Genomic DNA, 22,287 nt, shown 5'->3' with positions numbered 1-22,287 from the left:
GCGGGTTGCATGCATCCGCCCTGCGGCCTGGACCACCTGAAAGGAGTTCTCATGTTCGATTCACTGAATACGGGCAATCTGTTCGAACAACGCCGCCGCTTGCTCAAGGGGTTCGCCGCTGCAGGCTTGGTGGGCGGTCTTGGCGCTCTGTTCCCGGGAGCCCAACTGCTGGCTGCCGGCAATCGTGAAGAGCAGGCTTATCAGTTGGGCATGGCCGCCTATGTGTATGGCTATCCGCTGATTTACTTTGCGCGAATGCGCTACCAGCGCATGAGCAAAGGCGATCCGATGACCGGCCAAAGGCATCGCTATGGCGCATTCCTCCACCGGCGCAATACGGTTACGCCGACGGTGCCGGGGATGCCGCAAACCGATACATTGTATTCCAACCTCTGGGCGGACCTGCGCAATGAGCCGATGCTGGTGCGCATTCCTCCCATTGCGTCACGCTACTGGAGCCTGCATCTGAACGACCTGTTCGGTGTGACCTTCGGGGTGGCGAACCGTCGTGACTTGCCAGGCGGCGGGGCCCTGATTGCATTGGTCGGGCCGAATTGGAAAGGCACGCTGCCAAACGAGGTCGCCAAGGTCTACCGGGCACCCTCGCCGCTGCTGTACACCGTACTGCGGTTGTACTTCGATAACGATGCTGACCGGCAGAATGTCATCGCGCTGCAAGACGAATTCCAGGCATACCCGCTCAGTGCCTATGGCCAAACGGCTTGGGTCGCGCCTGAGTCCAGTGTGTTCCAGCCGCTGGATGTGCAGGTCGACCCGCTTGCTGACTTCAAAACCTTGCAGTTGATGTTGCGCGAATGCCCCCCACCTGCGTCTGAGGCAAGCCTGGTGGGCAGCTTCGCGAATATCGGGCTGGGTGCCACGCAGCCGTTGGATTTCAGTGCCCTGGATGCTGAAACTCGACGTGGCCTGATGCGGGCTGAAGCGGACGGACGGACCAAGGTCATTGCAGCCGCCAAGGCATTGCCCGGACAGCAGTCGAGCAATGGCTGGGTGTATCCGCAGAAGAACGCCGGCATCTACGGCGATGACTACCTGTACCGCGCCAGTACAATCCTGCTGGGCACTGTGGTCTTGCCGATAACGGAAAATATTTACCTGGTCTATCAAAAAGACCAGACCGGGCAGCTTCTGGATGGAAACGCTCGCTATACCGTGACATTTCCTGACGGGAAACTGCCGGAAGCCGAAGCGTTCTGGTCGATCCACCTGTATCGCTACGAAGGCTATACGGTCATCCCCAACCCGATCGACCGTTACTCGGTTGGTAATCGTTCGGACTTGCGCAAGGATGCAGACGGATCGTTAACCCTCTATCTACAGGCGACCGATCCGGGTGGAGAGAAAAGTGCGAACTGGCTGCCGACTCAGGCCGGCAAACCGTTCATGATGATCCTGCGAGGCTATGAGCCCAAAGGGCGATTCGCCGCGATGACCTGGCCAGGCCCGAAGGTTGTACGCGCCTGAATCGCCAGCGGCCTCTGAGCCTTCACGCCCCGGCCTGGGTGGTCGGGGCTTTGCTGGTTTCAATTCGAATCCGCCGACACCGTGCCAGGGATACGTCGCCTACAGGTTATTCGAGGGGGAGGAGAGTTGTTGGCGGTATTTCTGCGGAGGCATGCCTTGCCAGCGACGGAAGGCGCGAATCAGGTGGTCGGCTTTGCTGAAACCGACGCGCTGGGCAATCTCTTTCAAGGACAGCTCAGGAATGCTCAGCATCACAAGCACTTGGGCTTCGCGCGTTTGATCAAGCAAGGTGCTAAAGGTCATCTGCTGTTTGCGCAGCATGCCCTGTAGTTGTCGATCGGACAGGCCAAGGTAAGCTGCGAGCCCTGCAAGTGTGGGATTGTTCATGAGCATTCCCGCGAGTTGGGCACGCAGGCTTCCAAGTGGCAGCGGCATTCCATTTTGAATCAGGTACTGCAGGATGGGTTGCTCAATCTGCGCCTGTAGATTTGGATTGGTACCCGGTAGCAGAAAGGCGAAGGCTTCTCGGCGAAATACCAGCGCGCCGATAGGTTGGGCGAACAAAACCTTCGATCCCATCACTTGCCACTTTGTCGCATCCTGCGGGGGCGCTCTGCGCATTTCCACCTGGCGAAGAAACTGGTCGGGCTGTTTTCCACAGAGGCGCTCGAACAGGAGGATCTGGGCATAAATGAAACAATCGCTCGCTGCCGCTTCCGGTCGAATGCCCTCATTAAGGTGGAACTCCAGTCGCCAATCGCCGGCCTGGTCCTCGACCAATACCGGTTGGCTGACAGTACTGAGTACGTTCAACAACTGCACGAGTCGCTCTGCCGCTTCTTCAAGCGTTGTACAAACGAACAGAGCAAGATCGACGCCATACAAGCTGGCTGGTTTCAGATAGCGGGCAACGCGCAGCCCAAAAGCTTCATCGCCTGTGATCGCTACGCAATGACGCCACAGGGGACCGAGCGTGGTTATGGATAACCGCAAGCCGCTGTCATGAATCACCGCAGGATCGATGCCGACGCTTTTGAGAACAGGTAACGGATCCACGCCATAGGATTGTTGCAGGGTCGTTGCAATAGTCCGGGCTACGGTTGCCAGCGTCGTAGGCGGGAGAGAGGAAGGCGTTATCATCTAGGCGCGCAAGATCATGATTGTAAGTAGGAGAATGCGTGTTGAAAGCCGACGCTTCAATCTGAATTGAGTCGATCGGTAGCTTGGGCCGGTTCATTATTGTCAGTCCGGTGCCTAGGTACCGCTGACCTTACCATTTTCGATCCGACTGTATGGTTGCCTTTCACGAAGGAAATTGTGGAGAACGGTATGCAAAGCGTCATTCGAGGGCAGGAAGCCGCCGTTGAGTCAGATCGGCACACCGCATCGCTGTGCGCCTCAATCTTCTCGACTTGGGTTCAGACGCTGGATTGCCTTGGCATGGACATGGCGCGCCTGGAAACGGAGTGGGGCGTCAGTCTTGTCCGGCTGCGCCAGCCGAATCTGCGGTTGCCTGCGTTTCTTGCCCGGCGATTCTGGGAAGTCGTATCCGCGCTGAGCAATGACGAGGCAATCGGTCTGGAGGTGGGCAAGCAAGGTGGCCCGGCCCAAATGCAAGGCCTCAGCTATCTGATGCAACTGCTGCCCAGCCGCCTGGAGGCGCTTGAGTGCATGCAGCGGTTCTGGCCGGTGATTGCGGGGCATATGGCGTTGCATTTTTCTGCGTCTGATGGACTGCTGCAAATCGAAATACTGCCGAGCTTCGGCTTGCGTCCGGCAGCAGAAGAAGCAGATTACTGGGTAGCGCAACACATCCAGTATCTGCGCAGCCTGCCTGGCGCTCCGCCAGCACTGTGCGAGGTGCATTTGCGCAGGCAGCGCCCGTCCGATCCGCAACCCTGGCTGCAAATGGCGCGAATGCCGGTGCACTTTGAAAGCGCTCGGGACCTGTTGGTCCTGGATGTCGAAGCGTTGCGAACACCACGTGAAGCAGGTGTTCCGGCAGTGCGCGCGGCGCTGATGCGAGCATTGCAAGACTATTGCGAGCGTGATCTTCCCACGACCCACCTTGAGCAGGTGGCCGCCTCAGTGCTCACCGGCTTGCGAGGCGAGCTGACACTTGAGACGGTGGCCGAGCGTTTGCACATCACCCCGCGTACCCTTCATCGCTCGCTGTCACGCGAGGGGTGGAGTTTCAGTTCCATTGTCGAAACCCATCGCCGTTACCTGGCGATAGACCTGCTCAAGGACGAAACACTGACGATCGCAGAGGTTGCGGATCATCTCGGGTACCACGATCAGTCCAGTTTCGTGCGAGCGTTTCGTCGATGGTATGAAATGGCACCAACTGAGTTTCGTCAGCACGATTGATGGCGACAGGTTGGAGCAGCAGCTGACCGAAAAGCTGCGGCAGCCCGCAGGGGCCTGGATGCTATTTACCGTGTTTTTTGGGCGTTTCCGAAATCGGCATTGAGGATTCACCCGCGATGCGCTTAACCAACGCAGCATGACCACTGGCGTCGTCGGCGCGGGAAATGATCTGGATGACGGCCATGCGATCGCCGGAGCCTGCGATAAAGGTACTGTTCAACGTTTTGCCGCCGCCCAGGGTCGCCGTACTGTCGATTTGTCGCACGCCAAGGCCGTTGCGGCTAAGGCGCGATTCGCCGGTTTGTCGAAAGTCCGGCAGCCCGGCGCTCTGGCGGTCGACAAATCCACTGACGGCGCCGTCAAGGAAGGCATCGTCGTTGTCGCCGGGGCGAGAAGCTTCGGGTAGCGGCTTTTCGACCACCATGACCACGCGTTTTTCCTGCGCATTGGCATACAGGGTACCCACGGCGTCGGCACCTTCGTTGCTCTGTTCATCGGCGCTCAGAGGGCTGGCGATGAAGCCTGCCGGCAGGCTGAAGCTGAACTTGCCGCCGAGCACCGCGACCTTGACTTCAGGTTTCGGCGTGGCTGTGGGTTTACTGGCAGCATGCAGATTCGACAGGCCCAACAGGCCGACGACGGCCAGGGTCAGTGTCAGGGTTCTTTTGGTGAAAATCGACATACAGCCTCTTAGGGGGCAGGGCAGGGTGGGTATGCTTACATAAACCTGCCTGCCGGGTAAGCCTGGGATTTCCCGTCTGCCAGACGGTCATGGCGGATCGCCTTGAGGGGGCTATCGTTGCGTGTCTGGGCAACGATTACCGACGAGGGCGGTGCCATGAATACCAGTGATTTACTCGAGCAGTTACTTCGGGCCGGGCAGGGCTCGCAAGCGCAACAAGGGAGCAGCGGCATGTCATCGCAAGACGGCCTGGGCGGTTTGGGCGGCTTGTTGGGTGGCCTGCTTGGCGGCGGCAGTGCAGCAGGTGGCGGTGCTGGCCTTGGCGGTTTACTCGGCGGCCTGTTGGGTGGCGGCGGTGGTGGCAGCGCTGGCGGCTATACCCAGGGGCGCTCCGCCGGTGGCACTAATTATGCGGCGCTGGCGTCGTTGGGCATGATGGCGTTCCAGGCCTATCAAAGCTGGCAGCGCAGCCAGGCGGCAGCCCCGCAACAAGCGGTGCGTACTGTCGACCAATTGTCCGGCCCCGAGGCCGAGGATCACAGCCATGCCATCCTGAGCGCGCTGATTGCGGCGGCCAAGGCTGACGGTCGCATCGACAAGCAAGAAGAACAGTTGATCTACGCTGAAATCAAACGTCAAACCAACGATCCACAACTGCAACAATGGCTGGATGAAGAGGTCAGCAAACCACTCGATGCTGCCGAGGTGGCTCAGTCGGCCCAAGACCCGGCCATGGCTGCGGAAATGTACCTGGCCAGCGTGATGCTGGTGGATGATCAGCAAGATGCAGAACGGGCCTATCTGGACGAACTGGCCAGCGCACTGCAAATCGATCCGACATTGCAGGTGCACCTGGAACAACAGGCCAAGGGTAGCGCCTGACCGGGTTGCGCCTCAGTGATTACCAACACCTGAAAGGGCTGCCATGTGGCAGCCCTTTCAGGTGTATTCGGTATGAGCTGATTTTTAACTCAAGCCCTGCGGATCATCTCAAACCGCTGGCCGGCGCATCGCGAGAATTGCCGCGCCGAAGCAAATGAAGGTCGAACCCACCAGTCTGCTGACCCACAGCGAAAATGCCGGACGTCTGAGCAGGCCTTTGACCTGGCTCGCAGCAGCGGCATACAGGCTCAATGACGTCAACGACAACCCCATGAAGATCGACGTGAGTATCAGGAACTGCGGCAGCAGGGCCGCACCCTGGTCAATGAACTGCGGGAACAGGGCGGTAAAGAACATCGTCGCCTTGGGATTGGTGACAGCCGTCAGAAATGCTGACTTGTAGAGTTTCATCCGTGACGGTGCGACGGCCGTTGTTCCATCTGGCTGCGCGTCCTGCGCGAGGAAAGAGCCTTTGCTGAACAACTGCTTTGCACCCAGATAAAACAGATATCCCGCGCCCAGAATTTTCACCGCATTGAACATCCACTCGGAACTGGCAAGTAAGGCGCCCATGCCCGACATCGCCGCGGCGGACAAGCAAAACAGCCCACACGCATTACCAAAGGATGACCAAACGGCGTAACGCGGGCCGTAGGCCAGGCTGTTGTTGATTGCCACCACGGTAGCAGGGCCCGGGCTGGCGATGGCGATCGCTGCAACCAGGGTAAAAGCCAAAACTGAGTGCAGATCCATGTTTCACATTCAAAGAGAGTTGGAAGAGGGGGCATACTACATGACAATTTAAAGTTGCCTGAACAGCACCACCACCACCAGCCCAGCGGCACTCGCACATAGCGCCGATGGGCTGGTTGGCGTAGTTCGGGGTGGAACTCAAGAGGCAGAGGATTTCGACGCGCTACAGTGGGAGCGGGCTTGCCCCGCGATCGGCTGCGCAGCGGCCGTAAAAACAGCTGCTTGCAAGGCAGCTGACATACCGAAGCGACTGAATTGCTGCCGCTTCGCACCAGATCGCAGGGCAAGCCAACATGCCATCTGGCCTTAAGTGTTACCCTCTGGCCGACTTCACTCAAGGCTGCAATATGGACATATCGCCTCGCTTCATCATTCATGAAACCACCCATTGGGTGGTCAACCACCGAATGAACAGTGCGCTGCCCGGTTATCTGATGCTCAGTTCCAAAGTGATGACAAACGCTTTGACGGCGCTGCCTGACGAAGCACTGGCGCAGTTGGGTGTGCTGCAAGCGAGGATCCAGGCAGCCATCGAAGTGCACCTGCAACCCAAGCGGCTGTACATTGGCCGTTTCGGTCATGAAGCCGGGTACTCCATCCATTTCCATTTCATCCCGATTTACCCTTGGGTCGAGGCAATGTTCTGGAACGATGATAGGTACAGAGTGCTGCAAGCCTTTGGCGCACCCGACACGAGCCTGGCGCAGACCGATGGTGCAGAACTGACGCTGTTTGTCTGGCGGGAGTTTTGTGAGCGTCTTGATCCACCGGCGATACAAGGCCCATCCATTGATCACGTTATCGCGGTTCTGCGCGGCGAATTTGCTGTTCTGGACCTTGGCTGAGCGGTTCAGCCAGTCGCTGTTTTGTTGATGCTGCTGGTGATCGCGGGGCAAGCCCGCTCCTACCGGGTGCAGGCCTCCCAGGGGAGGCCTGCAGGTGTTTACTCGACTACTTCAAGCGCATTGACCGCTCGGATGAACAGGCCTTCGTAGCGCTGTTTGATGCGGCGGAAGTGACCGGTCGCGACCAGCGCATCGACGACTTCGGTGGTGGCTTGCATGGTGTTTTTGTAGCGAAGGTCGCCAAGAAACTCGCGACGGATGATCGGATCGAGCGTCATCAATTGCTCCTTGGCAAACTTATCCAACGTTTGTGCGCGCTGGTTGATTGCCAGGTGTTTGATGCCGTGCGCTTTCAGGTAAGCGAGCAGGTCCGGCACATGGAGATAAGCGTTAGGGCCACCGTACGGCAGTTTGATCATGGTCTGATCCTCATTCAGAAGCGGATGTGATGAGGCCGAAGCCTCTGACCGCACGCCGCCAGCCATCAGTGCGCGATACATACTGATTGGCAGAACTGCAAATACCGCTTCGCCATCGTCACCGTGAATGAATTGTACAGAGCCCATTTGAATCTCCAGTGCGTCTTCGTTTTGTGTGCAATGTAGACTGCAATGTAGATTTAAATCAAGTTGTTTAATCAAAAAAAACAAGTTCAGCGGTGGGAGCGGGCTTGCCCCGCGATTGCAGGTTGTCAGCCACATCGCATCGCGGGGCAAGCCCGCTCCTACAGCAAACCCGCATCCGCTAGGTGGTTTGTCTACACTGCACTGCATCCTCTTCAGGCAGGTGGAGGCAAGGGGCATGATTGAATTGAACCAGTGCAAGCGGCTATCGGCCGTTGTCTTCTTTGCCTCTGCTTTGGCAGCTGTTTCAACTGTGAGCGTTGCCGAGGAGTTCAAGCGACTGAAACTTCCCAGCGGAATTTCGTTGCAAGTCCCGGCGCAGTGGTCAGTGCAGACTCCCGACCAAGGCCCAGGTTTTTCCGTCGCCGAGGCGGCGAGTAAACGCGCCACGCTGCTGATCGGGCATTCAGTCCCCAAAGGCGCGCTTCTTCGTCTCAGGCTCGGGCCTGTGTCGAAGCTGACGCCCGCCCGCCTGCAAACCCTGAAACCCGAGGCGCTGGCGAAACTCAACGACGCGTTTTTTCAGGGCATGAAGTCAGTTGAAAAAGAGAAAGGGCCGAATGTTGTCAGCATGCGTGAACCGGCTGTGGTATCGGTTTCCGGCCATCCGGCACTAAGGCTTGGCTATTTGCGTGCTGGCGCTGACGGAGCAGGGGAAAACTGGGAGGTTGTGCAGTTACAGATTCCGCTGGCCGATCGTTCAGTGCATGTGACGATGTCGTGGAGTGCCGACAGCGATGCGACCTGGCGGCCAATGATGGAGCGTGTCACAAGCTCGCTACAGTTCTAACCAATGGCGGTATTGAAGCGCCGGGATGACCCACATGGAACCTTTACAGGATTATGTGGTGTACGTCGTAACGGCCCAGGAAGGCTGGCTGTCCGAGCTGTCAACGCTGTTGACGGCTTTCGCTGCGTTTGCCTCGGTGTTGGTGGCCTGTATCGCTGTGCGTTTCAGCGCACGGCAGATCAAACTGCACGAACTGCACAACCGGCGTATGGCGACGCCGCATCTGTCGGCGTGGAACAGCACTGATGTGAAGGCACGCTCCTATTGCTACACCCTGGAAAACAATGGTCTGGGGCCAGCCATCATTCGAGAGGTCAACCTCTGGGTCGATGGTCAGCACGTGCCGGGCGAGGGGCCGGACCTGTTGGAAGCGGCCAGCAAAATGTTGCTCGGCGATATGCCTTACGAGCAACGCGCCGAGTTGTTTATCGTCGGCGAATTCATTCCGCCGGGAAAAAAGTTCACTACCATCACCTTTGTGCCCGAGAACCATGAGCCTGCGGTGATCATGGCTATTGCCAAGGCGCGGCTACGTCTATTGATTCGTTACGACAGTATTCTTGGCGACAGTTATGTCTACGACTCGGATCACTGGCGCGACCGGCAGTGATGAGGTTGAGGGAGGGGTGTCAGATGACCAGTCCAAGTGCAATCACATTGGCCGGCTTTATCGCCTGGGCCTTGGCGCTGCTGGTACTGATGGAACTGCTGCGCGGGTATCTCGTGATGTTCAAGGGCATGCCGGCCAATCAGTTCACCCCGGATAATGCCAATCTGTCGCCCTTCATGCAGCGCCTGGCGCGGGCTCACGCTAATTGCGTGGAAGGGCTGCCGATTTTCGGCGGCTTGCTGGCGCTTGCCTTGCTGACCGATCAAAGCGCCGTCACCGATCCGTTAGCCTATGCCTTTCTCGCGGCACGGTTGCTTCAGTCGTGTATTCACCTGGCCTCGCAAAGCGTTATCGCTGTGTTCTGCAGGTTCGCCGCGTTCGCAGTGCAGTTGGTGATTGGTGTGTATTGGGCTGCTTGCCTGTTGGGAATGTAATGCCCCGCTTACGGGGCACCGAGCAATCAGTGCATATGCGCGCTGGCGTTACTGGACTGTGCATCGACCGGCTGCACACTGACCAGCACTTCAACGGTGCCAGCCTTTTCGAACTGCAGGGTCAGCGGGAACTGTTCACCGGCTTTAAGCGGTTGCTCCATGCCCGACAGCATCACGTGGTCGGCGCCGGGTTTGAACGTCACTACGCTGTGGGCCGGAATGTCCATGGCCGTCAGGTGCTGCATGCGCAGCATGCCGTCGCTGACAGCCTGGGTATGCAGTGTGGACTTCTTCGCGCGCGGGCTGCTGACGGCAATCAGCCGATCGGCCTGGTTGCCCTGATTGTGCACGCTGAAATAGGCCGAGCCGCCCGGCAGTTCAGCCGGCAGCTCACGTGACCACGGCTGGCTGATCAGCAGTTCACCGACCTGGTATTCATCGGCCAGGCTTGCAGTGCTGCAGGCGAGCAGGGCGCTTAACGCCAGGTATCGAGCAATCATGAGGTGAACTCCTTCATTAGCTGCCGGTTTGTGACGTGGTGATCGGCACTTGCTGCTGCAAGCGCTCGGTCTCTTCGTCGAGGTAGCTCAGCAAGGCTGATATCTCGACCTCGCCCAAGCGCAGGTTGGGCATGGCCAGGCGGTTGTATTGTTCATACAGCTGCAGGGCCAGTGGGTCCTTTTCTTCCAGCATGACGTTGGGCTCTTTGATCCAGCGCGTCAGCCAGGCGCGGTCGCGTTGCCGGGTGACGCCGAGTAAATCCGGGCCGATGTTGCGCATCCCGGCGTGTTCGGTGTCGCCCAGGGTGTGGCAGGAGGCGCAGCGGGTGCGGTAGATCTGTTCACCCACGCTGGGCTGACGCACGGTCGGTGCGCTGGCGTAATCGTTGGTGTTGGCGCTGGCCAGTTTCCAGTTGTGCAGGCTTTGGCCCAGGCGGTCAGCCAGCACATAAGGGTTTTCCATGGGCGAGGCTTTCATCCAGCGGCCGGTGCTTTGATTGCCGATGATCAGGCTCAGGTTATGGTCTTTGGTCTGGCCGTCATCGACGCCCTTGATGAACAGGCCGAGTTTTTGCCGCAACTCGGTAATGTCGTCTTTGTTGCCGGTCAGAAACTGCCAACCGGGGCCGATCTTGAACTTCTCTGCATAGTGTTTGAGCGCCTCTGGGGTATCGGTTTGCGGGTCGATGCTGATGGAATAGAAAAACACATCGCGGCCGACTCGATCGCCCAGCAGTTTCTGCACTTGGCGCAGGCGCGCGGTTTCCAGGGGGCAGGAGTCGGTACAGGTGGTGAAGATGAAGTTGATCGCCACCACCTTGTCTTTGATCAGGTCATCGAAAAAACGCAGCGTCTGACCCTCCTGGTTGATCAGCGGCGTGTTGGGAAAGTAGTCCTGCCCCCAAGGTTGCGCCGGTTGGTTTTCGCCCACGGCTGCCAGCGCCACCTCGCAACTCAAGAGCAGCGCTTGGCCAAGTGCCATCCAGGTTTTCCAGCCCATGTGATTGACCTCCTGAACCGCTTTGTTCATGGTTTCAGCGCACGGTTAAAGGCACGGTGATCGCCTTGCCATTGGCCGGTTTGATGGTCACCGTCGGGCTTGGTGCAGGGCCGCTGCCGGTGGTGGTGGCCGACAACCGCCAGTTGCCACCGGACATCACCGTTGCGGTGCCCAGGTTCAGCGTGCCGTTGCTGCCTGTGGCCGTGACCGTCAGGGTGTCGCCGACTTTCAGCGCACTGGTGCCCGAAAGCTCCCAGGCATAGCGGCTGTTGCTGCGCACGGTGACGGTGGCGCTGGTGACCTTCAGGTTCTGATCAACCTCCACCGCCGTTGGCGTCACGGCTACGCTGACGTTGGCTGCCAGTTTCGACACAGCGCCGCGCGCATCTTTGACCTTGTATTCAAAGTTCGCGCTGTAGGCTTCGTTGACCGTCGCGGGCGGGATGAAGGTCACCTGGGTGCCGTTGCTGCTGACGCTGCCCTGGCCGGAGTCCGGCTGCCCGAGGCTGACCACGCTCAGCGGTACGTCTCCATCAGGGTCGCTGTCGTTGGCCAGTACGTTGAGGGTGATCGGCACGCCGGCTTTGGTCGCGCCGCTGTCGTCTCTGGCCACTGGCAGTTGGTTGTCCTCGTCGTCACCGTCATCCGGCCCTCCAGCGTTTTCATCACGGAAGCCTGGCAGCGCGGCAGAGCTGATGTAGGTCACGCCGTCCCAGGTGGGCATCGGTGAAGGCATCAGCTCGAACTGGCCCGGATGCTCAAGGTCGAAACGCAGCAGCATGGAGTTGTCTTCGTGCTGGGTGTTGTGACAGTGCTCCATGAAGGTACCGGCGAATTCGCGGAAGCGGATTGCCATTTCCACTTCTTCGGAACTGTCCACTTCCGGCCCTACACGGTAGAGGTCTTTACGCGCCCATTTTTCCCATTCCGGCGGGGCCTTGCCGTCGCGGTTGAGGATGACCCCTTCTTCGAAGTGCACATGCACTGGGTGGCTCCAGCCATTGCCGCCGTTTTTGATCTTCCACACTTCGAGGGTGCCGTCACCGGCGTATCCGGCGTCGGTCGGGCCGGTGGCCAGTTGCGGTGCGGCGGTGATCCGCCGTGGGTCCATGGAGTAGCCGAAACCCCCGTCGGTTTTGATGGTCCAGGGTGCGGTGTCGGTGCCGTCGGAGCGGCCGAATTCGAAGCTGCGGTGGCGTACCTGCTTGAGCTTGGCCAGCATGGCCTGATCGTTACGGTCGATGGTCAGCGGGATCATTTTCTTGCCGGCGGCTTTACCCGGTTTGGCCGGTTCATAGGCCACCGGGTCCATGCTCTGATCGGTACCGCTGTAAGGCTTGACGTTGAACTGCAGGAACTTGCCGACCACCGGGTCGCCATCGCGCCAGCGGGGGCCTTTGCTGGTCTGGTCGATGACCGCTTTGTAATTCTCCGACAGCACATCGGCCAGTGACACGGCCTCTTCGCTCGGGCCTTTGCCGGTGTCGTGCTCCATGAGGTTGACGAAGAAGATCTTGTCGCCGGGTTGAATCCCGTGTTTGGCGAAGTTGATGATGATGTCGTAGCGCTCGGCGATGGCCAGGGTGGGCATGATGCCGTTGTCGTCCTTGAGGTCGCCGTTGCCGTTGAGGTCCATGCTGCCATCGAAGGGGATGGCGTGTTCCATGATGTTGCCGTCGTTGCCGATCATGTGGAACGGTACGCGGTTGTACGACACCCCGGAACCTTGCGGGCCACGGAACTCCCCACCCGTGCCGCGCACTTCGCGCACCACGGCGATCTTCATGTAGCGCGACACCGAGCCATTGAGGATACGCAGGCGATAGCTGCGGGCGCGCACGTCGAAGTAGGGTTTGTACAACCAGTTGACCATCATCTGGTCACCGATGAAGCCATCGATGTTGAACGGGTTGAACCACAGCTGGCCGCTCTGATCCCAGGCCTTGTCGGCAAAGGTCAGGTTGACGTCGTAGTCGCGGTTGCCCCACGGCAACGCCGAGCCGCTGGGCAAGCGCAGGTTGACACCGTCTTCGAGGGCTTCGTTGCCGCGGTCGAGGGCGCTGTAATAGTTCATCATCGCCGCGTTGCCCTTGTAGACGTTGTGCGCGGTGAAATCGAGCATATGGTCGTGGAACCAGTGGGTGCTCATGGTCTCGCGCCAGTCACCGCGCACTTTGATGCTGCCGTTCTGGCAGGTCTTGAGCCCGGGGGTGGCGTCGTTGACCCACAGGGTTTCCCCCTCGGCGCAGGGAAAGGCGGCCCTCGGGTCTTCGGCTTTGGTGTTGATCGAGTCGTAGCCAGCCAGTTGTATCGGCCAGCGGTAGTCGTAGTACTGACCGGGGAAGAAGAAGGCGTTGGTGTAGCCGTCACTTTCTGCCGGGTTATGGCCGTTGTGTTCGTGGGTGCTGAGGGTGTGCAGGCCAAAACCGCCATTGGCTGCCGGGTCGATGGGCAGGGCGTTGTAATGGCGCATCAGCATTGGCTGGCCGTAGCGGGCCATCAGCAATTTCGGTGGCAGCGTACCGTCGAAGGTCCACAACGAGTTGTGGTTCTGGATCGGCATGTTCGGGTGAAAACGAATACCGATGCCTTTGGCCGTACCTTCCGTGGCAGGGATACCGGCGGTGTTGTGGTACAGGCCGCCGGGGCCGAACTCGCCTTTGGCATAGCCATGCATTTGTCGGTTGTCACGCAGGCCCTGATTGACCCGCGCACCGGCCTGCGCGGTTTTGATCGCCGCCTGTGGGTAGAACTCGTTCCAGCGTTGATGCGACCAGCCTTTTCCCGGTGGCCGCCCCTCGGCCGGTGAACCCACCGGTTGGCGGTTGAGGAACGTTTCGATTTGCGCTTTCCACGGGTTGCGGTCGAGGACGTTGGCGTACTGGGTCGGGAACGGCAACAGCCCGGGTTGGCGCAGAAAGGTTTCCAGCGCGGCGCCGGTGGGGCCGCTGCGAGCAACGCTGGTGGGGTCTTGCTCGGGGGCCGGGCCGATGGTGGGTACAGGGAAAGGCAGCGTGCCTGCTTCAACCGTGGGGTCGAGTTTTTCCGGGCCGAATTCTTCGTACAGCAGCATTTGCTGCGTGAACGGCTGGGCACCAAACAACGGGCTGGCCAGGCCATTGGTGGGGTAGTTGAAGGACGTCTGCTGAGCAGGCTGCAGAACGTTCTCCGTACGCGGTGTGGTGCGATCACCGTAGGTGCCGTTGGGCAGGGCGAGTGCCCCGTGGTTGCCCTCGGGCAGCAGCTTCAAGGCATCCAGTGCTTGCTGCTGCGCCAGCGGGTCGTTGGGGTGAGGGGTGAAGGCTGAGGGGTCGGTTGGAGACGGCGGAGTGGTGTCGTCTATCGGTGCAGCACTGGCGTTGCCAATGCTGAAGGCCACCAGCAGTGCAGACGCAACACCTGAAAGCTGGAAAAGGTGGAGGGTCGATCGGCGCTGCGCAGTGTGTGTGTACATAGCGTTTACCTCATTCCTGCCTGTTCGGTGGCTTCGGTTGTGCCCAAATAAATATCAATTTGCCATTCTGTGATGGCATGGGGCAAAAACCGCACCAACCTCGAGAAACGAGTGCGCTAAAGGGAAAAGCTGCAGATTTTCAATGGTTTGCTGAAGGCTTTCGAGACGGCCGAAAGGCCGGTGTAGCCGGCGAGTGGGGGCAGTCCCCCATCATTGGTGATGGGCGAACCGTTCCCCGAACCCGCCTTGGCGTCAGTCCAGATCCGACGCCTGATGCCGCTCCGGTACCTGATTGGCTTCCTCTCCCCAGGTACGGTTGACCCGCTGCCCACGCAAGACGGCAGGCCGTTTGGCGATGGTTTGTGCCCAGCGCTGTACATGGGTGTATTGCTGCACGTTGAGGAACTCACCTGCCGAATACAGGTTGCCCAGTACCAATTGGCCGTACCAGGGCCAAACGGCGATGTCGGCGATGGTGTAGTTGTCGCCGGCCAGGTACGGGCTTTCGCTGAGACGGCGGTCGAGCACATCGAGTTGGCGTTTTGCTTCCATGGTGAAGCGGTTGATTGGGTATTCGAACTTTTCTGGCGCGTAAGCATAGAAATGCCCGAAACCACCGCCCAGATACGGCGCTGATCCCATTTGCCAGAACAGCCAGTTCAAGGTTTCTGTGCGCCCGGCGGGATCGGTGGGCAGGAAGTGGCCGAATTTCTCTGCCAGGTACAGCAGGATCGAGCCGGATTCGAACACGCGAATGGCTGGTTCTACGCTGCGGTCGAGTAACGCCGGAATCTTCGAGTTGGGGTTGATGTCGACGAAGCCGCTGGAGAACTGGTCGCCCTCGCCAATGCGGATCAGCCAGGCGTCGTATTCAGCGCCGGTCACACCGAGTGCCAGCAACTCTTCGAGCAGCACGGTGACCTTCACACCATTGGGGGTGGCCAGGGAATACAGCTGCAACGGGTGTTTGCCGACCGGCAGCACTTTGTCGTGGGTGGGGCCGGCTACCGGGCGGTTGATGTTGGCGAATTCACCACCGGAGGGGGCGTCGTGGGTCCAGACCTTGGGCGGTGTGTAGGGGGCTTTGCTCATGCGGCGAATCTCCTTGTCTACGCAAAAGAGTGGTAGACGCAAAGCCTACTCCATTCGGTAGGAGCGGGCTTGCCCCGCGATAGCGATGTGTCTGGGGAATCGCTGTCGCGGGGCAAGCCCGCTCCCACTGATGTCTTGCAGGAAGGCCAGGTGGTCTTGGCGTTTGTTCTCACAGTAGACCATGACAAAATCACTGCCCAGCTGCTGGTTGACTACCGGGTGATGGCGCATGGCGCTGACTGTAGTGAGCATGTCTCCTTGTCTACGCAAAAGAGTGGTAGACGCAAAGCCTACTCCATTCGGTAGGAGCGGGCTTGCCCCGCGATAGCGATGTGTCTGGGGAATCGCTGTCGCGGGGCAAGCCCGCTCCCACTGATGTCTTGCAGGAAGGCCAGGTGGTCTTGGCGTTTGTTCTCGCAGTAGACCATGACAAATTCACTGCCCAACTGCTGGTTGACTACCGGGTGAAGGCGCATGGCGTTGACTGCAGTGAGCATGTCTCCTTGTCTACGCAAAAGAGTGGTAGACGCAAAGCCTACTCCATTCGGTGGGAGCGGGCTTGCCCCGCGATAGCGATGTGTCTGGGGAATCGCTGTCGCGGGGCAAGCCCGCTCCTACCGGTGTTGTGTTAGAGGAACCAGCGGTACTCCCGGGCGCTGATGTCTTGCATAAAGGCCAGGTGGTCTTGGCGTTTGTTTTCGCAGTAGACCATGACAAATTCACTGCCCAACTGCTGGTTGACTACCGGGTGATGGCGCATGGCGCTGACCGCAGTGAGCATGTCTTTGGGGAAGTCGATGCCGCTGCTGCGGTCTTCGTTGAGCGGGGCAATGGGTTCTCGGGCAGCATCAAGGCCGTGCTCCATGCCGCTGAGAATCGCCGCCAGCACCAGATACGGGTTGGCGTCAGCACCGGCCAGGCGGTGTTCGATGCGCAGGTTGCGCGGGTCGGATTCGGGGATGCGGATGCATGCATCACGGTCTTCGAACCCCCAACTGGCGCGGCTGGCGGCATTGACCATGGCGCCATAGCGACGCATGGCGTTGTGGTTGGCAGCGAAGATCGGCATGCAGTGCGGCAGCAGTTCCAGGCAGCCGGCCACGGCATGGCGCAACGGTCGCTGTTCATCGGCGGCGAGCAGGTTGTTGCCATCGCGGTCGTACAGGCTGACATGCACGTGCATGCCGCTGCCCGGTGCCTCCAGGTACGGTTTGCTCATGAAACTGGCGCGCATGCCGTGTTTGAGCGCAACGCCACGGGTGCTGCGGCAGAACAGCGCCGCCCAGTCGGCCGCGCGCAGGCCGTCGTCGCAGTGGCCAAAGTTGATCTCGAATTGCCCGGGGCCCAGTTCGGCGGTGATGACGTTGGCATCCACGCCTTGTTCATTGGCGGCCTCGACCATGTCGCGCAGCACGTCGGAGTAACGCGACAGGCGCTCGATGTGCATGTTCGGTTGGTCGTCGGCGTCGTCACTGAACGGGTCGCGGGGGAACTGCGGCAGGCCTTCCTTGAGGGCACGGTCGAACAGGTAGAACTCCAGCTCGAACGCCACCACCGGGCGAATGCCGCGACGCTCCAGGCGTTGCAGTACCTGGGCGAGCACTTCGCGGGGTTCGAATTCGATGGGCGCCTCGGTGCCGTCGGAGCTGATCAGCATTTGCCCCAGCGGCTGGTTTTCCCAACGCACCGGTTTGAGGGTGCCGGGGATCAGGCGCCGAGGTGCATCCGGGTCGCCGTCATGGAAGCAATAGTCACCAATCGGGAACAGCCCGCCCTGGACACCCAGCAACACACAGTTCTGCGGCAGTTTCAGGGGGCTGCCGGCGGCGACTTTTTCGAGCATGTCGATGGGGTAGCGTTTGCCGTAGAAGTGCCCGGGGATGTCCAGGCTGATCAAATCGACATAGCGCACCTCGGGGAAGCGAGTGCGAAAGTCACGAACTTCAGTGAGCAGATCGGGAAAGCTTTTTGTTGTTGTCATCGATTGCAATCCTGCAGCGTGGTTCAACGGAATACCCAGAGCACCCGTGTTGGCTGCTCGGTGAGGTTGGCGTAGCGAAACTGGCTGTGTGGCGGTAGCTGAAAGCTGTCGTTAGGGCCGAGGGTGACCGGTGCTTCACTGTCATCGAGCCATAGGCTCAGTTGCCCTTCGAGGACGAATCCGCCTTGTTCCGAGCTGTCGTTCAAGTGGCCTTCGCCGCTGGTGGCGCCGGGTGCCAAATGGCTTTCGAGCATGGAAAAACTACCGGTGAGTTTGGGCGAGACCAGCACGTCAGTGATGCCGCCGGCGTAGTACAGCGTGCGCCGTTCACCCGGCCGGGTGACCCAGTCCACTTCGCGCGGTTTGCTCAGGTTGTAGAAGTAGGTGGTCGGCACATCGAGGGTTTCGCTGATGGCGGTCAGGTCGGCCACGGTGGGGCGCGAGAGGCCGCGCTCGACCTGGGAGAGGAAACCGACCGAGCGATCGATGCGCTGGGCCAGTTCGCCCAGGGTCAGGTTGCGGTGTTTGCGCAAGTCGCGGATCAGGATCGCCAGGCCTTCGATTTCGTCCTGCATGTCCATGGGTTGTCCTCTCAAATAGTGTCGCGCAAGCGGTACCAGGCCTTGGCGGCGGCTTCCAGCGGCGCGGCGAGCAAGTCGCCGCCGGGGAAACGGCCGTTGTCGATGGCTTGGTACAACGCCAGCAAATCGGTGTCGCCGAGAATGGCATCGCTGACCGCACGGGCGCCGGCCAGGGTCGGCAGTACGCCATGCCCGGAAAAGCCCTGCAACCAGTAGCGCTGGCCGCTGCAGCCGATGTCGGGGGTACGTCGCAGGCTGCAATCCAGGTGCCCGCCCCAGGCATGCTCGATGGCCACGCCGCGCAGTTGCGGGAAGGCGCGCTCCAACACCGGGCGGGTAGCTGCGGCGACATCGGCGGGAAGGCCACCGAGGTAGGTGCAGCCGCCGCCGAACAACAGGCGGTGATCCGGGGTCAGGCGGAAGTAGTCGGGGACGAACTGATTGTCGATCACGCAGCTGTTGCGCGGTAGTAGCGAGCGAGCCAGGGCTGGGTCCAGCGGTGCGGTGGCGACCTGGTAGGAGCCCACGGGCAGCAGGCGACGTGATAACTGACGGTCGAGCTTGTCGATGTAGGCATTGCAGGCCAGCACCAGTACATCACTGCGCACTTCGCCGTGTTCGGTGCGGGCGATGAAACCGTTCGCTGTCTCGCGGTAATTGAGTACGCGGGTCTGCTCGTACAGGCGTCCGCCGGCTTCTTCGATCGTGGCTGCCAGGCCTTGGGCCAGTTTCAGCGGGTTCAGGTGCGCGCCTTCCGGGTCGTAGAGTGCGGCCTGGTAGCGCGGGCTGTCGATCCATTCAGGCATGGCCTCACGTTCGATCAGCTGTAGTTTGTGGTAGCCCCACTTTTCGCTGGCCTCACGTTGCGCGTCGCGCAGCAGCTTGACCCGGCGTGGCAACACGGCAGTCCACAGGCTGCCGGGGCGGTAATCGATGTCGAAGCCATGACGCTCGGGCAGTGCGCGCATTTCACTGGCGGCCCAGCACATGCTGTCCCACAGACGTCGGGCGCCTTCCTGGCCCAGCGCTTTTTCCAGTGGCGGCATGTCACACGACCATCCCAGCAGCGCCTGCCCGCCATTGCGCCCGGAAGCTGCCCAGGCCACGCGACTGGCCTCCAGCAACGTCACGCGCTTACCCGCCAGTGCCAAGCGCAGGGCAGTGTGCAAGCCACTGAACCCGGCACCGATGATCAACACCTCGGTATCCAGGCGTTCATGCAGAGTAGGGCGCAACGGGATCGCACCGGGGTAGCTGCGGGCGTAGTAGCTGGCGACATGCTGGGCGGATTGCTTGAACATGGCGGAGTCTCGTGAATTTTTATTGGTATATTTTCATGAAAAACTACCAGATAAATTTCACGAGTCCAACCCCCCCTTCTGGTAGGAGCGGGCTTGCCCCGCGATTTGCGGTTTACCTGACACTCCGCAAATCGCGGGGCAAGCCCGCTCCTACCGGGAATCTGTGAATTTAACGGCGCAACGCTTGTTGCACTTCCAGCCGTTCGCTGCGGGCGCTGATCAGGCGCTGACGCAGCAAGTCGTAGCCCCAGTTGTAGGCCATGGTGTACGGCAGCATAAAGGCGAAGAAGCCGATCTCCAGCATGAACGCCTGCACCAGCGACAGGTTGAGCATCAGTGCGGCAATTGGCACACCGATCACTACGAAGCCAGTCTCGAAGCCGGCGGCGTGCAGGGCCCGCACCTTGACGCTGCGTTGCACCCGGTCGGCAGGCCAGAGCCGGTCGAACACCGCGTTGTAGAGCATGTTCCAGAGCATTGCCACCGTCGACAGCACCACCGCCAGGGTGCCGACTTCGAGCATCGAGCGATTGAGCAACCAGGCGCCGATGGGGGCGCAGATCAGCACAGCGATCACCTCGAAGCCGACGGCGTGGACGATACGCTCGACGAAGGATTTGTTGGAAGCACGCATGACATCACCTGAACGATTGGTTTCGATGGAGCGATTGTCATCGTTTTTTTGCCTATGTTAAAAATAGGTTCCATCGATAAAAGCGATACACCTATGCGTTATTCCCCCGAAGCTCTGCATGCCTTTGTCGAAGCCGTGGCCCTGGGGTCGTTCTCAGCGGCCGCACGCAAACTGCGCAAAAGCCAGTCGACCGTCAGTGCCGCCATCGCCAACCTGGAGGCGGACCTGGGCGTCAGCTTGTTCGACCGCCAGGCCCGTCACCCGGTGTTGACCGAAGCCGGGCGCAAGGTGCTGGGGCATGTTCAGGAAATCCTCGCCGCCAGCGAGCGGCTTGACCAGTTGAGCATTCGCCTGGCCGACAAGGTGGAGCCACGCCTGACCCTGGTCCTCTCCGATATGTACCAGCTCACCCCGGACAATCAGGTCATGCGTCAGTTCGAGCAGCGTTACCAGGACATCGAACTGGAATGCATGATTGCCGAAGGCGGCGATGTGCTCGGCCTGCTACAAAGCGGGCGCGCGCACCTTGGGCTGCTGGCCGCGCAAACGAATTACCCGCCTGACATCGCCGTGCGCAGAATCCCGAAGCAGGCGCAGATGGGGATTTTTGTCGCGCGCGGCCATCCGCTGGCATCGCTGCAACAACTGACGCACGCGCACCTGGCAAGCCATCGTCAGCTGTACCTCAATACCTACGCCGACAGCGAAAACAAGCCGCAAGGGCGGGTCTGGTCGGCGCCGGATTACCTGTTGCTGCTGGAAATGACCGAACAAGGCTTTGGCTGGGCTGAACTGCCTCACGGCCTGGTGCAGCAGTATGGTCATGGGCAGCTGGTTGAGCTGACATTGCCCGGCTGGCCACGACCGATTGCCGTGGATGCGGCCTGGTCACGGCTCAGCCCGCCGGGGCCGGCGGGTTTATGGCTGCTGGACTGGTTGGTGCGCGAGCAGGGGTAGGAGCGGGCTTGCCCCGCGATGCGATGTGACTGATAAATCGCAATCGCGGGGCAAGCCCGCTCCCACAGCAAGCCCGCTCCTACAGGTTGAGTATCAGATGTGCAGGCCGGGCGCTGCGGCTTGCAGTTCGCCGCGGCGGACGATGCGCCGTTCGGCGGGCGCTGCGGCAACGGCGGCTGCGGCATTGGGCGCTTTGATCACGATAAAGGTCGCTTCATTGCCAACCTTCAGGCCGTAGTCGCTTTTCTCCATTACCGCTGCACCGGCTGAGGTGGCCATGGTCAAGGCAACGTTCAGGTCTTCATCGCTGTAGAACCCTGAGCGGTAGCCGATCAGCATGGCGCGCTGGAGCATGTCGGCATTGCCGTAGGGCCACCAGGCATCGCGGATATTGTCGTTGCCGGCAAATACGTTCACACCTGCGGCACGCAAACGCAGAATCGGCGGGAAGGGGTGATCGCCGGGGGCGTTGGTCAGGATCGATACTCTGGCCTCGGCAAGGGTGGCGGCAATTCGCTCAAGCACGTCGTCAGGCACCTGACCCAGTGCATAGGCATGGCTGACACTCACGCGCCCCTGCAGGCCGGCGGCGCAGGTGCGCGCAGCGATCCGTTGCAATTGCTCGATGCCTTGCAAGCCGGGCTCGTGCAGGTGGATATCGACTTTCACGCCATGACGTTCGGCAATGCCGAACACTACATTCAGTTGACCTTCGGCATCACCATCGAGGGTAGTCGGGTCGATACCGCCGATTACCTCGACGCCGTCGCGGATGGCGGCTTCCAGCACATCGGCAGTGCCCGGGCACGACATGACCCCGGCCTGAGGAAAGGCCACCAGCTCGATGTCGACAACGCCGCGCCATTGCTCGCGCGCTTGCATCACCGCATGCAGGTTGTTCAAGCCGGTGGTGGCATCGACATCGACATGGCTGCGCATGGCCACGGTGCCGAATGCGGCAGCCTGGGCGATCAGGGCGTCGGCGCGCTCGACCATGGAGGGTGCCAGCGCCAGTTCACGTTTCTCGATTGCCAGGCGCTCGCGCAGGCTGGCGGCTGGCTGGTGCGGGTGCCAGCGATCGCCGACAAAGCTTTTGTCCAGGTGGATATGACCGTCGACAAAGCCCGGCAGCACCAGGTTGCCGCCCAGGTCGATGCACTCGACACCAGCGATGGCAGCAGTGTCGCTACCCAGGCGGACGATACGGCCGTTGGCAACAGCCAGAGACAGTGGACTGCCGTCGGCAGCGACGGCATTCACGAACACACGATCAAACATTTCACGACCTCTTGGGGGAGGCCGCACACCCTATA

21 protein-coding genes and 2 pseudogenes are annotated in these 22,287 nt (G+C 60.3%); 8 read left to right on the top strand and 15 right to left on the bottom strand.

Going from position 1 to position 22,287, the window contains the following annotated elements; translation table 11 throughout:
- Positions 1 to 51: 51 nt before the first annotated feature.
- Positions 52 to 1,485, top strand: coding sequence for a DUF1254 domain-containing protein (locus tag E1573_RS01430; protein WP_165957278.1), 1,434 nt, complete (start codon positions 52 to 54; stop codon positions 1,483 to 1,485).
- A 99-nt stretch (positions 1,486 to 1,584) separates the two neighbouring features.
- Here the strand turns inward: E1573_RS01430 and E1573_RS01425 are convergent, their stop codons facing one another.
- Positions 1,585 to 2,625 carry an AraC family transcriptional regulator gene (locus tag E1573_RS01425; protein WP_133209895.1) on the bottom strand — a complete coding sequence of 347 codons (1,041 nt, stop codon included), beginning with the start codon at positions 2,623 to 2,625 and terminating at the stop codon, positions 1,585 to 1,587.
- Between the two features lie 189 nt (positions 2,626 to 2,814).
- Between E1573_RS01425 and E1573_RS01420 the strand changes: the two genes are divergently transcribed.
- Positions 2,815 to 3,855, top strand: coding sequence for an AraC family transcriptional regulator (locus E1573_RS01420; protein WP_133209892.1), 1,041 nt, complete (start codon positions 2,815 to 2,817; stop codon positions 3,853 to 3,855).
- A 61-nt stretch (positions 3,856 to 3,916) separates the two neighbouring features.
- Here E1573_RS01420 and E1573_RS01415 read toward each other — a convergent pair whose 3' ends face one another.
- A complete protein-coding gene (locus E1573_RS01415; protein ID WP_133209890.1) occupies positions 3,917 to 4,537 on the bottom strand; it encodes a hypothetical protein in 621 nt (206 codons plus the stop codon).
- A 156-nt stretch (positions 4,538 to 4,693) separates the two neighbouring features.
- On the opposite strand from E1573_RS01415, the gene E1573_RS01410 reads away from it, so the two are divergent.
- Entirely contained in the window at positions 4,694 to 5,419 is a 726-nt protein-coding gene (locus E1573_RS01410; RefSeq protein WP_133209887.1) for a tellurite resistance TerB family protein, read from the top strand.
- Between the two features lie 108 nt (positions 5,420 to 5,527).
- Here E1573_RS01410 and E1573_RS01405 read toward each other — a convergent pair whose 3' ends face one another.
- A complete protein-coding gene (locus tag E1573_RS01405; protein WP_133209885.1) occupies positions 5,528 to 6,172 on the bottom strand; it encodes a LysE family translocator in 645 nt (214 codons plus the stop codon).
- A gap of 347 nt (positions 6,173 to 6,519) precedes the next feature.
- On the opposite strand from E1573_RS01405, the gene E1573_RS01400 reads away from it, so the two are divergent.
- On the top strand, positions 6,520 to 7,017 hold the full coding sequence (locus E1573_RS01400; protein WP_133209882.1) for an HIT family protein: 498 nt from the start codon (positions 6,520 to 6,522) through the stop codon (positions 7,015 to 7,017).
- A gap of 98 nt (positions 7,018 to 7,115) precedes the next feature.
- Here E1573_RS01400 and E1573_RS01395 read toward each other — a convergent pair whose 3' ends face one another.
- Positions 7,116 to 7,733, bottom strand: a complete 618-nt coding sequence (locus E1573_RS01395) for a hypothetical protein (protein ID WP_256659453.1) — start codon at positions 7,731 to 7,733, stop codon at positions 7,116 to 7,118.
- 85 nt (positions 7,734 to 7,818) lie between these two features.
- On the opposite strand from E1573_RS01395, the gene E1573_RS01390 reads away from it, so the two are divergent.
- Genes E1573_RS01390 through E1573_RS01380 form a run of 3 tightly spaced genes read left to right on the top strand, consistent with a single transcriptional unit; the run spans position 7,819 to position 9,474 of the window.
- Complete coding sequence (locus E1573_RS01390) at positions 7,819 to 8,430, top strand: hypothetical protein (RefSeq protein ID WP_133209879.1); 612 nt, start codon at positions 7,819 to 7,821, stop codon at positions 8,428 to 8,430.
- Between the two features lie 34 nt (positions 8,431 to 8,464).
- Positions 8,465 to 9,040 (top strand): hypothetical protein, encoded by a 576-nt coding sequence (locus E1573_RS01385; protein ID WP_133209876.1) that lies wholly within the window; start codon positions 8,465 to 8,467, stop codon positions 9,038 to 9,040.
- A 23-nt stretch (positions 9,041 to 9,063) separates the two neighbouring features.
- On the top strand, positions 9,064 to 9,474 hold the full coding sequence (locus E1573_RS01380) for an MAPEG family protein (protein WP_133209874.1): 411 nt from the start codon (positions 9,064 to 9,066) through the stop codon (positions 9,472 to 9,474).
- A 26-nt stretch (positions 9,475 to 9,500) separates the two neighbouring features.
- Here E1573_RS01380 and E1573_RS01375 read toward each other — a convergent pair whose 3' ends face one another.
- From E1573_RS01375 to E1573_RS01330, 10 genes and pseudogenes are all read right to left on the bottom strand, one after another.
- Positions 9,501 to 9,974, bottom strand: coding sequence for a copper chaperone PCu(A)C (locus E1573_RS01375; RefSeq protein ID WP_133209871.1), 474 nt, complete (start codon positions 9,972 to 9,974; stop codon positions 9,501 to 9,503).
- Between the two features lie 16 nt (positions 9,975 to 9,990).
- Positions 9,991 to 11,004, bottom strand: coding sequence for an SCO family protein (locus E1573_RS01370; RefSeq protein ID WP_256659452.1), 1,014 nt, complete (start codon positions 11,002 to 11,004; stop codon positions 9,991 to 9,993).
- Between the two features lie 4 nt (positions 11,005 to 11,008).
- Complete coding sequence (locus E1573_RS01365) at positions 11,009 to 14,428, bottom strand: Ig-like domain-containing protein (protein ID WP_133209868.1); 3,420 nt, start codon at positions 14,426 to 14,428, stop codon at positions 11,009 to 11,011.
- 252 nt (positions 14,429 to 14,680) lie between these two features.
- Entirely contained in the window at positions 14,681 to 15,520 is an 840-nt protein-coding gene (gene yghU / locus E1573_RS01360) for a glutathione-dependent disulfide-bond oxidoreductase (protein ID WP_133209866.1), read from the bottom strand.
- Between the two features lie 45 nt (positions 15,521 to 15,565).
- Positions 15,566 to 15,775, bottom strand: a pseudogene (locus E1573_RS01355) (hypothetical protein); the annotation flags it as partial.
- 35 nt (positions 15,776 to 15,810) lie between these two features.
- A pseudogene (locus E1573_RS01350) lies at positions 15,811 to 16,061 on the bottom strand (hypothetical protein); the annotation flags it as partial.
- Between the two features lie 87 nt (positions 16,062 to 16,148).
- Positions 16,149 to 17,501, bottom strand: coding sequence for a glutamine synthetase family protein (locus tag E1573_RS01345; protein ID WP_133209859.1), 1,353 nt, complete (start codon positions 17,499 to 17,501; stop codon positions 16,149 to 16,151).
- Positions 17,502 to 17,524: 23 nt separating this feature from the next.
- On the bottom strand, positions 17,525 to 18,082 hold the full coding sequence (locus tag E1573_RS01340; RefSeq protein WP_133209856.1) for a helix-turn-helix domain-containing protein: 558 nt from the start codon (positions 18,080 to 18,082) through the stop codon (positions 17,525 to 17,527).
- A gap of 11 nt (positions 18,083 to 18,093) precedes the next feature.
- Positions 18,094 to 19,383, bottom strand: a complete 1,290-nt coding sequence (locus tag E1573_RS01335) for an FAD-binding oxidoreductase (protein ID WP_133209854.1) — start codon at positions 19,381 to 19,383, stop codon at positions 18,094 to 18,096.
- A 169-nt stretch (positions 19,384 to 19,552) separates the two neighbouring features.
- The gene (locus E1573_RS01330) at positions 19,553 to 20,017 is read right to left on the bottom strand and encodes a multidrug/biocide efflux PACE transporter (protein WP_133209852.1); all 465 of its coding nucleotides are present in this window, start codon (positions 20,015 to 20,017) and stop codon (positions 19,553 to 19,555) included.
- 93 nt (positions 20,018 to 20,110) lie between these two features.
- Here E1573_RS01330 and E1573_RS01325 point away from each other — a divergent pair, with 93 nt between their 5' ends.
- Entirely contained in the window at positions 20,111 to 20,974 is an 864-nt protein-coding gene (locus E1573_RS01325) for a LysR family transcriptional regulator (RefSeq protein WP_133209849.1), read from the top strand.
- A gap of 93 nt (positions 20,975 to 21,067) precedes the next feature.
- Here the strand turns inward: E1573_RS01325 and E1573_RS01320 are convergent, their stop codons facing one another.
- Entirely contained in the window at positions 21,068 to 22,252 is a 1,185-nt protein-coding gene (locus tag E1573_RS01320) for an amidohydrolase family protein (protein WP_133209846.1), read from the bottom strand.
- Between the last annotated feature and the right edge of the window lie 35 nt (positions 22,253 to 22,287).

The organism is Pseudomonas sp. H9 (assembly GCF_004353925.1).
Classification (GTDB): domain Bacteria; phylum Pseudomonadota; class Gammaproteobacteria; order Pseudomonadales; family Pseudomonadaceae; genus Aquipseudomonas.
Note: the sequence above shows the minus strand (reverse complement) of the source record. Positions and strands in the feature narration are given on the sequence as shown.